Raw genomic sequence first — 11,955 nt, forward strand, 5'->3', positions numbered from 1 at the left:
CCTGGCGGTTGGTCGTCAATGGGGTAATTACGAAAGCGGGTCTCATAAGTGCTGGGGGACGCGTCTCTGGTGCGCAAGGTCAACACCCAGGCCACGCTGCGGGCGCTGCGGAGCGAGGGCGTGACCACGCTGACCCGGCTCGGCCGCATCACCGGGCTGTCCAGGCAGACCGTCGAGGCGGTGCTCGACGAGCTCGGCGAGCGCGGCTGGGTCAGGGAGGTCCCGCCCGACGGCGGCGCGATGGGCAGGCCCGCCAGGCGGTTCGCCTTTCGCGCGGACGCCGGTTACGTGCTGGGCGTCGACGTCGGCGCCAACAAGATCCTCGTGTCCCTCGCCGACCTCAACGGTCAGGTGGTCGCCTCCGAGCGGGCGCTCGTCGAGGAGGCGGCCTCCGCGCCCGAACGGCTGGCGGCGGCCGAGCGCACCGCCCTGGCGTGCGCCGACAGGTTCGGCATCGCCAGATCGCGCGTCTGGGCCGTCGCGGCGGGCACCGTCGGCATCGTCGACAGGTCGGGCCGCGTCACGCTCTCCCTGGTGCTGCCCGGCTGGACGGGCGTCGACCTGGCCGCGCACGCGGGCCGCTGGTTCGGCTGCAAGGGCCTGGCCGACAACGACGCGAACCTGGCCGCGCTGGCCGAGCACTGGTGCGGCAGCGCCCAGCACACCCAGGACATCGTCTACGTGCTGGCCGGCCGCCGGGCCGGTGCGGGCATCCTCATCGGCGGCAGGCTGCACAGGGGGCGCAGTGGCGGCGCGGGCGAGATCGGCGCCCTGCGGCAGGTCGGCTGGGAGGACGCGGGCCGCGCGCTGACCGAGAAGGGCAGCCCCGACGAGGTGTTCGCCGCGGCCGGCGCGGGCGAGCAGCCCGCGGTGGACGCGGTCGACAGCTTCGCGTGGAACCTCGCGGTGGGCACCTCGGCGCTCATCCTCGCCATTGATCCCGACCTGGTGGTGATCGGCGGCGGCTACGCCCGCGCGGGCGAGGTGCTGCTCGCTCCGCTCCGCCGCCACCTGGACGACCTGTGCCTCAGCGTGCCCGAGGTGGTGATCTCCACGTTCGGGGACGAGAGCGTCGCGCTGGGCGGGGTACGGCTGGCGCTGGACCACGTGGAGCGCGAGGTGCTCGGACTCTGATCGCGGGCCGCCGGTCGATCCGTCCCGCCCAGACCGCGCCCGCCAGCGTCACGACCTCGGCCGCGATCCTGACCAGGACGACCGGGTCGGGAGCGTCGAGCGCCATCCGCGCGGGGTCGGCCGTCGCCAGCAGAGGTACGGCCGCCAGCCACCACAGCGACCGCCGCCTTGGCTGTACCCGGCGCACGGCAAGGATCGTCAGGCCGGCACAGGCCAGCAGCGGCCCGGTGACCGCTCCGACGGGACCGCTGCCGGCGTAGAGCGGGTCGCTCGTCAGGAACGCCGGCTCGACGGGGAGGGTCGTGGCATCGGCGAAGACGACGCCGGTGCCGAGCGCCCAGGCCTTGATCCCGGTCGGCAGCGCGAGCGGCAACGCGAGCCGTACCCGGCCCATGACGGTGAGGGCCAGGGCGAGCGCGGACAGCGCGCACCACACGGGGATCGACGTGACATAGGGCAGCGACGCGGCAAGGTTGGCCGTACCGAGCGCGGTGACGCCGAGGTGCAGCCCATCAGCCCACAGCGGCGCCGTGGTGGCATGCCAGACCCGCTCCCGCACGCCGTTGGCGAGCGGTCCCGCCGCCAGGCAACACCGAGCCTCTCTGAGTGGGCCGCCGGTTCCCCGACGTTGCTTCTGGCCTGCGCCTATAGGCGCATGGAACCGACGTTGACCTGTTGCCCTCCCCGACAGGAAGGCCCTTCCCCGCAAGGGGGATCGCTTTCTCACAGGTTCTTGTTGACCATTCGGCGTACAAGGGGGCCACCGCCCGGCAGGATGGCTTGGCGGCTTTCCGGCATGGACCGGAAATCGGCGCTCGTGCACAGTCGGCGAAGTCCGTCAATGATCGGGAGGCTTCATGCGCGCGGTTCCCTCCATCGCGGCAGCGGTCCTTACCTTGCTTCTCAGCTTCACCATCGCCCCTTCCCCGCCGGCTGCCGCCTCCGCCGCGGCCTTGCCGGGCGGCAAGGCCACCTATGTCGTCTCGCAAGGACACCTGAAGGCCGCATCCAGGCAGAACTGGGTAAGACTCGGCAGCTACCGCTTCGCCGCCGACGGCACGGTGACCGCGGCTCTGCATCTGTGGTGGCAGCGCCATCCCGAAGCCAGGCAGGGCACCGGCACCACCCCCGACTCAGGCTGCACCACCAAGGCAGGCGGATCCGGATCGCGTCCCCGTACCTGCGAGGTGCTCACCGCCGGCGGCTTCACCGGCGCCCCCGATGAGAACCGCACCGGGACGTACACCGTGTCCGGCGACGTGGTGAGCATCCGGTGGAAGATCGCCCAGACGTGGACCGAGCAGTGGTACGTGCGGCCCTCCTCCGACGGCACGCTTGCTCGTCTGGACCTCAAGCAGAGCACGCTGGCCACCCACGGCTACGGATACGGCAGCAACGCGGCGCTCGGCACCCGGCGCGCGATGAGTTCGGTGAAGGCGTTCGCCGGCACGCTCAGGCAGGATCTGGCGAGCTGGGCGGGCGGCAAGATCGTCACCTCCAGCGGTCAGAGGTTCGCCCATTCCTCCTTCCGCACCTGCGCCAGCACCACCTGGTGCCTGACCTACCTCCAGCCGTCGTCCACGGGCGCCTGCCAGAAGTCGGGCGGCTGCCCCAAGTACGGGGGCGGAACGAGCGCGAACGTGAGTTCCATCCAGTACTACCTCACGAAGATCTCCAATACCGATCGCCGTGACACGTTGTGGCACTGGTGCACCTGTCTGGCGATGGAGCGCGGCGAGTTCTGCTACACCGGCAACTCCCACGTCAAACCGCTCATGCAGATCATCGACGACAAGGGCGCCTTCCGCGGGTGGGTCGGTGCCGAAGCCTCCTTCTCACCCGGTTCCAGGGCCGCGGACATGATGGCGGTGTTCCGCATCACCGACTTCCGCTGACCGGCCGCCCTGCCAGAGCATCTCGGGGGTCGCGACTGCCACATGACAGCTCGGCACGGTGTTGGATGGGCGCATGCCCCAGACTGCTGTCACACGACTTCGTCAGGCCATCTCCCGAACCCATGGCGTCACTCGCGACCGTACCGCCACGGGACGGTGCCCAGAGGACGCCGACGACCTCGTGGGCACCTTCGCTACGGACGGGGCACTCGGTTTCGATCCGTTCCCCTTCCTCCATGCCCTGCACAAGGCCGGCTCACATGCCATTGTCGTCGGCCAGGTCGCCGGCATCATGCACGGTTCCACCGAACTGACCGGCGACCTCGATCTCCTGTGGGACGGCACGCCTGCGGAGGCCCGCGCCCTGCGCGACGCCCTCGTCATCGCCGGGTGCACCGAGCCGCCCGACCTCGACCACGCGCAGGTGGCTTATCGGGTGACCGGTGCCAGCGGAGACTTGTGCACGCCGGCCCTGTCCTGGGGCGGCCTCGACGTCACCGCATGCCTGACCCGAGCCGCGTATGCGGACGACCCTTCCGGCTTCACGGTCCGCTATGCCGCGCTCGACGACCTCATCCGCATGCGGCGGGCCATCGGGCGGCCGAAGGACCACCGCCGCGCCGACGAACTCGAACGCCTGCGCACCTGACCGCCCCGTCGCATAGGTGCTGCCGACAGCGGAACAGCACGCCGACCACCGATCACCCTAGACACTCGGCGGCATCATGCACTCCAGCCAAGGGCGATACCTTCCAGCAATGAGCGAAGGGGCATCGAGCCGGAACGCCGTCATCATTCCCGGCGGGATGTACGGACCGCAGGCAGGACTGCTCGCCTACGCCGGCGAAGCAGCCGCCCGCCGTGGCGCCAACCTCGAACTGATCTCGTGGACACCGCCGAAGGGCCGCCCCCTGGTGGAGAGGCATTCCTGGGTCTACGAGCAGGTGACGTCCGTCGTGGAGAAGCTGGCGACACCGCTGCTGATCGGCAAGTCACTCGGCTCGTACGGCGCCGCCGTGGCCGCAGATCGCGGCCTGCCAGGTATCTGGTTGACGCCGTTGCTCACGATGCCCGCATGCGTGGAGCCGTTGCGTCGGGCCACCCGGCCATTCCTGCTCGTCGGCGGCACCGCGGACGACTTCTGGGATGGCGCGCTGGCGCGGGAGTTGACGCCGCACGTCCTCGAGGTCACCGGCGCCGATCACGGGATGAAGGTGCCGGGGCCGCTGCACAGGTCCGCCGAGGTGCTCGGTCAGGTGACGACGACCATGGAAGCCTTTCTCGACAGCGTCGTCTGGCGTTAGCGGAAGTCCCACGCCGCCCAGCTTGCACGGACAGCTCGGGACAGAAAGCTGACGCTCAACAGGATGGGCTCCGGGCGTGAGCACGACGGGCGGGTATGCGCGGCGCGGGGCCGGCGTGAGAAGCGGCCGGCCGGATCAGCGCCACCAGGACGGCCATCCCGACAGGCATGCGGCGCTCCGCGGTCTCAAGCGGGTGGAGCATGGCCTCATGCGAGTGCTCGGCATCGACGGATGCAGGCAGGGATGGATCGCGATCGCCCTCAGCGGAGAGCAGGTCCACGCGTACTTCGGACCGCGGATCGGCGAGTTGGTCTCAGCGGTCACGAAGGACGGCGAGCTGGACGCTGTGGCCGTCGACATGCCGATCGGGCTGCCTGATCGGGGACGGCGGGAAGCCGACGTGCTCGCGCGGCAAGCGGTCGGCGCGCGCTGGCCATCGGTGTTCATGACGCCGACCCGTGAGGCGCTCGAAGCCGAGAACCACGCGGCGGCGGCGGCGATCAATCAGCGGCTGGCCGGTGAAGGGGTCTCGCGGCAGGCGTTCGCTTTGAAGGACAAGCTGCTGCAGGTCGACCGGTGGATCCGCGAGACGAGCCTGAGGGTCGTCGAGGTCCATCCGGAAGTGAGCTTCGCGCGGTTGGCGGGGGCGCCGCTGCCGGTCCGCAAGACCACCTGGGCCGGTGTCGAGCGCCGTCGTGCTCTCCTCGAAGGCGCGGGCATCGCGGTCCCGCGAGAGCTCGGTCATGCGGGCGTGATGGCAGCCGTCGATGACGTCCTTGACGCGGCGGTAGCGGCCTGGTCGGCGCGACGGGTCGCCACGGGTCAGGCCCGTCCCATGCCGTCGCCGCCGCAGATCTTCAGCGACGGACTCGCCTGCGCGATCTGGGTTTGAGTCTCGGGTGGACAGTGTCAGATCCGCGGTGCCGTACGGCGCGACACCTGCGCACCGACCAGGCGTTCCCCGTCGCCGTGCGCGACGTCATGGCGAAGGAGATCAGCTTGGAGCCGGTGAAAGGGGTAGGCCGCGTCTCCTCGGCGACCGCCTCGCGCCGTTCGCCGGTGCGGGCGTCACGCGAGTAGACCTTCGTCGAGTTCCCTCCTTATCGTCTCGTCGTGCTCGCCGAGCAGCGGCGGCGGCAGGTGTCGCGTCCTGGTGACCGAGGTGCCGTCGGCGCGCTCCACGCGCAGTGGAGGTCCTGGCAGCCGTACGCGACCTGTGGCGGGATGGTCCACCTCGATCACCAGCCCCTGGGAGAGCGTCTGCTCCCAGGTGTAGACCTCCTCGATCGTCCTGATCGCGCCCGCGGGGACGCCTTCGGCCGCCAGCAGGTCCAGCCAGTGCCGCCTGGGCCGGGTGCGCAGGACCGATTCGAGCCGCTCGACCAGCGCGCGATGCCTGGCGATGCGGTCGGCATTGCCGGGGAACTCCTCGGGATCGATGTCGAGGAGCTTCGCGAAGCGCCGCCAGTGCTCCTCGGTGCCGCAGGCGACCTGGATCATCCCGTCGGCGCAGCCGAACGCGCCGTACGGGGCGATGGAGGGGTGGTGGTTCCCGGTCAGGCCGGGATTCTGGCCTGCGACGGTGTGGCGGGTGCCCTGGAAGGCGTGTACTCCGACGAGCGCGGCCAGCAGCGAGGTGCGCACCACGACGCCCTGGCCGGTCCGCTCCCGTGCCGCCAGGGCGGAGGCGACGCCGTACGCGCCGTAGACGCCGGCCAGCAGGTCGCCGATCGGCACCCCCGTCCTGGTGGGCTCGGTCAGGCCGGTCAGGCTCATCAGCCCCGCCTCACCCTGGGCGATCTGGTCGTATCCGGCGCGCCCGCCCTCGGGCCCGTCGTGGCCGAAGCCGGTGATGGACAGGACCACCAGTCCTGGGTTGAGCTCGTGCAGCCTGGTCACCGGGAAGCCGAGCCGGTCGAGCACGCCGGGCCTGAAGTTCTCGATGAGCACGTCGGCCCGGCCGACCAGCCGTTCGAGCGTCTCCCTGCCTTCGGCCGACTTCAGGTCCAGGACGACGGATTCCTTGTTGCGGTTGCAGGAGAAGAAGTAGGTGGATTCGCCGGACACGAACGGCGGTCCCCACCGGCGCGAGTCGTCGCCGCCGGGCGACTCCACCTTGATCACCCGGGCGCCCATGTCGCCGAGCATCATGGCCGCGTGCGGCCCGGCCAGCGCCCGCGACAGGTCCAGCACCAGAGTGCCTGCTAGCGGCCCTGCCATGTCACCTTCTCCTTGGCGAGGAAGGCCGGTACGGCGGCGCGGAAGTCCTCGCTGCCGAAGACCTCGGCCACGATGTCGTCCCCTTCGGGCAGTCGTGCCACCCGCAACCGGCGCAGCGCCTCCCTGGCCGCCCACATCGACAGCGGGGCGTGGGCGAGCAGGCGCCGTTCGACCTCGTCCTGCCGTGCCTGCAGCTCCTCGGGGGAGCAGAGCTCGGCCACGAACCCCGCGGCGGCCGCCTCCGCGCCGGAGAACATGCGGGCGCGCAGGAGCATGTCGAGCGTGCGGCCCGGGCCGAGGTGGTGGACCAGGAGCGAGTAGGTGTTCATGGACAGGCAGTTGCCCAGGGTCTTGGCGATGGGCGCGCCGAACCGGGCCTCGGGCGTCGCGATGCGCAGGTCGCAGGCGGCGGCGACGACCAGGCCGCCGCCGACGCAGTAGCCGTCCACGACGGCCAGGGTGGGGACGCGGACCCGTTCGAGCCGGTCGATGATCCGCTGTACCCTGCGCTCGTAGGCGATGCCGTCCTCTCCGCCGGAGAACGCGGTGAACTGGGAGATGTCGGTGCCGGCGACGAACGCCCTGCCACCCGCGCCGGACAGCGCCAGCAGCCTGACGTCGGGGTCGGCGTCGGCGCGCTCGCACGCGTCGTACAGGCCGTCCCACATCGCCCACGTCAGCGCGTTGTGCTGGTCGGGCCGGTTGAACACGACCCGCAGCACCGGCCCGTCCGCCGAGACGATGAGCTCGGTCATACGGTGATCCTTTCCTTCTTGAACGGCTTGATGAGCGCGGGCCCCGCCAGCAGCAGCACCGCGAGCGCCAGCACCACCAGGGCGATCGGCCGGGTGAAGAGGATGGTGAGGTCGCCGTCGCCCATCGCCGAGGTCTGCGCGAGCGCCTTCTCGAACAGCGGGCCGAGCACCAGGCCGAGCACGAGCGGCGCCATCGGCAGGTCGAACCTCTTCATGAAGTAGCCGACCAGGCCGAAGACGAACACCACCCAGACGCTGAACATGTTGTTGTCGATGGAGTAGGCGCCCACGAAGCTGGTGAGCAGGATGAGCGGATACATGTAGCCGTAGGGAATCCGCAGCATCTGGGCGAACAGCGGCGCCAGCGGCAGGTTCAGGATCAGCAGCATCACGTTGCCGACGAAGAACGAGGCCAGCAGTCCCCACACCAGCTCGGGCTGCTCCTCGAAGAGCAACGGGCCGGGCTGGATGCCGTACATGAGGAACGCGCCCAGCAGCACGGCGGTCGTCGCGCCGCCGGGGATGCCCAGCGCCAGCGTGGGTACGAAGTTGGCGTTGGCGGCCGCGTTGTTGGCGCTCTCCGGCGCGGCCACCCCCTCGATCGCGCCGTGGCCGAACTCGGCCCTGTTCCTGGAGACGCGTTTCTCCACGCCGTAGGCCAGGAACGAGGCGAGGGTGGAGCCCGCGCCCGGCAGGCAGCCCAGCAGGTAGCCGATGACGCTGCCGCGGGCGATCGCGCCCTTCGACCTGGACAGCTCCGACCGGGTGATCATCAGGTCGCGGAAGCGGGCGTGGATCGGTTTGGCCGCGCCCTCCCTGATCTGGTACAGCACCTCGCCGACCGCGAACAGGCCGATCATGACCTGCACGAACGGCAGCCCGGACAGCAGGTTGACGTCGTCGAAGGTGTAGCGCGGCACGCCGGTGGCCGCGTCCACGCCGACCGTGGCCAGCAGCATGCCGAGGGTCGCCATGGCCAGGCCGCGCAGCCGCGCCCCGCCGGAGAAGCTGACGATCGTGGCCAGGCCGAGCACCATCACCGCCAGGTTCTCCGGCGGCCCGAAGTTGATCGCGAGCGCGGCGAACGGCGGCGCCATCGCCACGAGCAGGACGAGCGAGATGATCGCGGCGACGAACGAGCCGATGGCGGCGATGGACAGCGCCGCGCCGGCCCGGCCCTTGCGCGCCATCTGGTAGCCGTCGATCGCCGTCACCACGCTGGCCGCCTCGCCGGGCGTGGAGATGAGCACGGAGGTGATGGTCCCGCCGTACTGCGCGCCATAGTAGATGCCGGCCAGCATGATCAGCGCGGTCAGCGGCTCGAACGACAGGGTCAGCGGCAGCAGCACCGCCACACCCGTGGTCGACCCCAGACCGGGCAGCAGCCCGATGATCGTGCCCGCGAGCACGCCGACGAAGCACCAGATCAGGTTGGCGGGGGTCAACGCGGCGCCGAAGCCCATCAGCAGGTTGTCGAGCATCAGCTCTCCCCTCCGATGCCGAGCAGGCCGCCGGGCAGCGGGACGCCGAGGAACAGGACGAAGATCGCATAGATCGCCAGGACTGCGACCGCCGAGACGGTCAGCGCGGGCACCGGCCGCCGCCGCTCCACGAACGCGGAGACGGCGAAGACCAGCAGCCCGAACGCGACCAGGAAGCCGGTGACCGGCACCAGCAGGAGCGCGCCGAGCAGCATCGCGAAGACCGTCCAGAGGATCCTGACGCGCTGCGGCTCGGTCCTGCCCTGCTCGTCGCTCTCCGTCCGCGCGGGCGCGGCCTCCTCCGGTTCCGTATGGCGCAGCGTCTCCGCCAGCGCCGTGCCGGCCAGCACGGCCAGCAGCACCCCGGCCACGAACGGCAGGAAGCCTGGCCCGATCTGGCCGCCTTCCTTGGTGATGCCGTAGCCGAGCGCGCCGGTCGCCATGGCCGCCGCCAGGAGGGTGAGGCCGGCCCAGACGGCGGCCTCACCCTGTCGCCTGCGGCTCATGACGACTTCTTCAGCACCGGGGCGAGCGCCGTGTCGAGCTGCTCCAGATAGGCGCCGAACTCGGCGCCGTACAGCTCGGCCTGCTGAAGGTAGTTGTCCTTGAGCCACTTCTGGAACTCGGCGGTCCTGGGGATGCCCCTGGCCGCCTCCTCCCAGTAGGCGCGCTCCCGCTCGTCCAGGCCGCCGGGGGCGAGGAAGCCGCGGAACTGCACGTAGGAGACGTCGATGCCCTGCTCCTTCGCCGTGCCGAGCGCGGCGAACTCCGGGTAGGTGTAGCGCTTGTCCGTGGTGACGCACAGGCCCTTGAGGTCGCCGGACCTGAGCTGCCCGATGACCTCACCGGGGTTGAGCAGGGCCACCTGGATCTGCCCGCCGAGCACCGCGGGCACCAGCTCGCCACCGGACTCGAACGGCACGCGCTGGAACTTCACCCCGGTCTTCTGCTCGATCATCGTGAAGATGACGCTGTCGACGCCGAAGGCGCCGGACATGCCCACACTGACCCGGCCGCTCTTGGCCGCGTCGATCACGTCCGAGCAGGTCGTGAACGGCGCGTCCTTCTTGACCACCATCACCGCGCCGTCCTCGGCCAGCTTGGCGACGGGCGTGAAGTCCTTGCGGGTGAAGGAGGCCTGGCCGCTGAGCGGCAGGGAGAGTATGGCGTTCTCGGTGGCGAGCAGGTAGTTGCCGTCGCCCTTCTTGGCCAGCAGCGCCGAGTACCCGACGGCGCCCGAGCCGCCCTCGCGGTTCTCCACGTTGACCTTGAGACCGGGCTTGGACTTCTCCAGTGCCGTGGCCATCGCGCGCCCGGCCAGGTCGCTGCCGCCGCCGGCGCCGAACGGCACGATCATGCGCACGTCGCCGCGCGGCTTCCACGACCCGCCGCCGTCCGAGGCGGCCTGCCCGGAGCAGGCGGCCGTCAGCGTGAGCAGGACGGCCGCGCCCGCCAGCACGATCCCTTTCATGATCCCAGCTCCGCGAGCTTGGCGGCGAACTTGTCCAGGTTGATGATGAAACGCTCGTGCGTCCCCTCGGCGATCCTGCCGTTGTGGTCGTGCGCGACCACGTCGAACGTGACGCGGCGGCGGTCGACCTCGGTGACGGTGGCGGTGGCGGTCACGGAGGCGCCTTTCAGCGTCGGCGCGACGTGCGCGATCTCGACCCTGCTGCCGACGCTGCCCTCCTCTTCCTTCAGGTACGGCGCGAGCGCCTCGATCGCCGCGTCCTCGAGCAGGTGCACGAGGTTGGGCGTGGAGAAGATGTCGTGGTCGCCGCGGCGGGTGCAGTGCCGTTCGTCGACGATCCAGGTGAGGCTGCCGCTCACACCGATGGTCAGCTGGTCTCCCATGAACTCTCCAATGGTGGGATGGGGGGTTGGGCCGCGACGCCGTCGGCGAGCAGCCGGTCGATCTCGCTGTCGGTCAGCCCGCATTCGCGCAGCACCTGGACGGTGTCCGCGCCGAGCAGCGGGCCCGCCGACTCGCGACGGGTGGGGGTGGCGGAGAACCGCATGGCCGAGCCGAGCTGGCGCACGGCGCCCATGACGGGGTGGTCGGCGTCCCAGAAGTAGTTCCGCCGTTCGAGGTGCTCGTCGTTGAACACCTGGTCGTAGGTGGAGATCGGGGCACAGGGGACGCCGTGCGCCTCGAGCGCGGCGACGACCTCGGCCGTGGTCCTGGTCGTGGTCACCTCCTCGATGGCGGGCACGAGCTCGTGGCGCAGGCCGTGCCGGTCGTGGGCGTCGTCGTACCTGGCGTCTTCGAGAAGGCCGGCCAGGCCGAGCGCCGTGCAGAAGCCGTGCCAGGTCTTCGGGGTCACCGCGCCGACCGTGCACCAGCCGTCCGCGGTGCGGATCGCCTGGTACGGGGCCGTGCTCTGGTGCGCCGAGCCGAGCGGCCTGCCGACCTCGCCGGTGGCGAAGTACTTGCCCGCCTCCCATACGGCGAACGAGACGGCCGACTCCAGCAGGGAGACGTCCACGTGCTGGCCCTCGCCGGTCAGGTCGCGGGCGCGCAGTGCGGCGACGGCGGCGAGCGCGCCGTACAGGCCGCACACCAGGTCGGCGATCGGCACGCCGACCTTGACGGGATCGCCGTCAGGAGGGCCTGTCACGCTCATCAGGCCGCCGCGGGCCTGCGCCATGATGTCGAGTCCCGGCAGGTCGGCCAGTGGCCCGTCCTGACCCCAGCCCGAGGCCGAGACGTAGATCAACCGGGGATTGATCAGCCGCAGCTCCTCGTAGCCGAGACCGAGCCTGCGCATCGCACCCGGCCTGAGGTTCTCCACCAGCACGTCGGCCGTCTCCACCAGGCGGCGCAGCGCGGCCACGCCGTCCTCGCTCTTCAGGTCCAGGGCGACGGAGCGCTTGTTGCGGTTGAGCCTGGCGAACGGCGAGCTGTGCCCTGCCACGAACGGGCCGATGGCGCGGACCTGGTCGCCGCCCAGGGGATTCTCGACCTTGACGACGGCGGCGCCCAGGTCGGCAAGCTGCATGGTCGCGAAGGGGGCGGCCATGAACGCCCCCACCTCGATCACGCGGACGCCGATGAGCGGCGCGACGTCGGAAGAATCCATTGCATCCCCTATGTGTCAGAAAAATGAAGAAAACCGCACTTCGCCGGGATATGTTGCCTATTGTCTACAGAAGACAAGTGCGCTAG

The 11,955-nt window shown here is 70.6% G+C and carries 14 protein-coding genes; 6 read left to right on the forward strand and 8 right to left on the reverse strand.

What is annotated here, in order from left to right:
- The first annotated feature begins 48 nt into the window (after window positions 1-48).
- Window positions 49-1,134, forward strand: coding sequence for an ROK family transcriptional regulator (locus tag H4W81_RS09545; RefSeq protein WP_192774463.1), 1,086 nt, complete (start codon window positions 49-51; stop codon window positions 1,132-1,134).
- Here H4W81_RS09545 and H4W81_RS09550 read toward each other — a convergent pair.
- Window positions 1,028-1,693 (reverse strand): hypothetical protein, encoded by a 666-nt coding sequence (locus H4W81_RS09550; RefSeq protein WP_192774464.1) that lies wholly within the window; start codon window positions 1,691-1,693, stop codon window positions 1,028-1,030. The two genes, H4W81_RS09545 and H4W81_RS09550, sit on opposite strands and share 107 nt — an antisense overlap.
- A gap of 298 nt (window positions 1,694-1,991) precedes the next feature.
- Between H4W81_RS09550 and H4W81_RS09555 the strand changes: the two genes are divergently transcribed.
- The 5 genes from H4W81_RS09555 to H4W81_RS09575 all read left to right on the forward strand — a co-directional run bounded on the left by H4W81_RS09555 (window position 1,992) and on the right by H4W81_RS09575 (window position 5,413).
- On the forward strand, window positions 1,992-3,029 hold the full coding sequence (locus tag H4W81_RS09555; RefSeq protein ID WP_192774465.1) for a hypothetical protein: 1,038 nt from the start codon (window positions 1,992-1,994) through the stop codon (window positions 3,027-3,029).
- 181 nt (window positions 3,030-3,210) lie between these two features.
- Window positions 3,211-3,678: a hypothetical protein gene (locus H4W81_RS09560; protein ID WP_318781629.1), complete on the forward strand. Its 468-nt coding sequence runs from the start codon at window positions 3,211-3,213 to the stop codon at window positions 3,676-3,678.
- A 109-nt stretch (window positions 3,679-3,787) separates the two neighbouring features.
- Window positions 3,788-4,333, forward strand: a complete 546-nt coding sequence (locus tag H4W81_RS09565; RefSeq protein ID WP_192774467.1) for an alpha/beta hydrolase — start codon at window positions 3,788-3,790, stop codon at window positions 4,331-4,333.
- A gap of 76 nt (window positions 4,334-4,409) precedes the next feature.
- Entirely contained in the window at window positions 4,410-5,225 is an 816-nt protein-coding gene (locus tag H4W81_RS09570; RefSeq protein WP_192774468.1) for a DUF429 domain-containing protein, read from the forward strand.
- A gap of 14 nt (window positions 5,226-5,239) precedes the next feature.
- Window positions 5,240-5,413 carry a hypothetical protein gene (locus tag H4W81_RS09575; RefSeq protein ID WP_192774469.1) on the forward strand — a complete coding sequence of 58 codons (174 nt, stop codon included), beginning with the start codon at window positions 5,240-5,242 and terminating at the stop codon, window positions 5,411-5,413.
- Here the strand turns inward: H4W81_RS09575 and H4W81_RS09580 are convergent.
- From H4W81_RS09580 to H4W81_RS09610, 7 genes are read right to left on the reverse strand one after another with little or no spacing between them, the layout of a single operon-like run.
- Window positions 5,402-6,553, reverse strand: a complete 1,152-nt coding sequence (locus H4W81_RS09580; protein WP_192774470.1) for a CaiB/BaiF CoA transferase family protein — start codon at window positions 6,551-6,553, stop codon at window positions 5,402-5,404. The two genes, H4W81_RS09575 and H4W81_RS09580, sit on opposite strands and share 12 nt — an antisense overlap.
- The gene (locus tag H4W81_RS09585) at window positions 6,538-7,308 is read right to left on the reverse strand and encodes an enoyl-CoA hydratase/isomerase family protein (protein ID WP_192774471.1); all 771 of its coding nucleotides are present in this window, start codon (window positions 7,306-7,308) and stop codon (window positions 6,538-6,540) included. Before H4W81_RS09585 ends, H4W81_RS09580 begins: the two co-directional genes overlap by 16 nt.
- A complete protein-coding gene (locus H4W81_RS09590) occupies window positions 7,305-8,789 on the reverse strand; it encodes a tripartite tricarboxylate transporter permease (RefSeq protein WP_192774472.1) in 1,485 nt (494 codons plus the stop codon). Before H4W81_RS09590 ends, H4W81_RS09585 begins: the two co-directional genes overlap by 4 nt.
- Window positions 8,789-9,295, reverse strand: a complete 507-nt coding sequence (locus tag H4W81_RS09595; RefSeq protein WP_192774473.1) for a tripartite tricarboxylate transporter TctB family protein — start codon at window positions 9,293-9,295, stop codon at window positions 8,789-8,791. The genes H4W81_RS09590 and H4W81_RS09595 overlap by 1 nt, the downstream gene beginning before the upstream one ends.
- A complete protein-coding gene (locus H4W81_RS09600; protein WP_192774474.1) occupies window positions 9,292-10,260 on the reverse strand; it encodes a tripartite tricarboxylate transporter substrate binding protein in 969 nt (322 codons plus the stop codon). The genes H4W81_RS09595 and H4W81_RS09600 overlap by 4 nt, the downstream gene beginning before the upstream one ends.
- Window positions 10,257-10,643 (reverse strand): thioesterase family protein, encoded by a 387-nt coding sequence (locus tag H4W81_RS09605; RefSeq protein ID WP_192774475.1) that lies wholly within the window; start codon window positions 10,641-10,643, stop codon window positions 10,257-10,259. Before H4W81_RS09605 ends, H4W81_RS09600 begins: the two co-directional genes overlap by 4 nt.
- The gene (locus H4W81_RS09610; RefSeq protein WP_192774476.1) at window positions 10,628-11,869 is read right to left on the reverse strand and encodes a CaiB/BaiF CoA transferase family protein; all 1,242 of its coding nucleotides are present in this window, start codon (window positions 11,867-11,869) and stop codon (window positions 10,628-10,630) included. Before H4W81_RS09610 ends, H4W81_RS09605 begins: the two co-directional genes overlap by 16 nt.
- Window positions 11,870-11,955: the final 86 nt, after the last annotated feature.

The organism is Nonomuraea africana (assembly GCF_014873535.1).
Lineage (GTDB): Bacteria > Actinomycetota > Actinomycetes > Streptosporangiales > Streptosporangiaceae > Nonomuraea > Nonomuraea africana.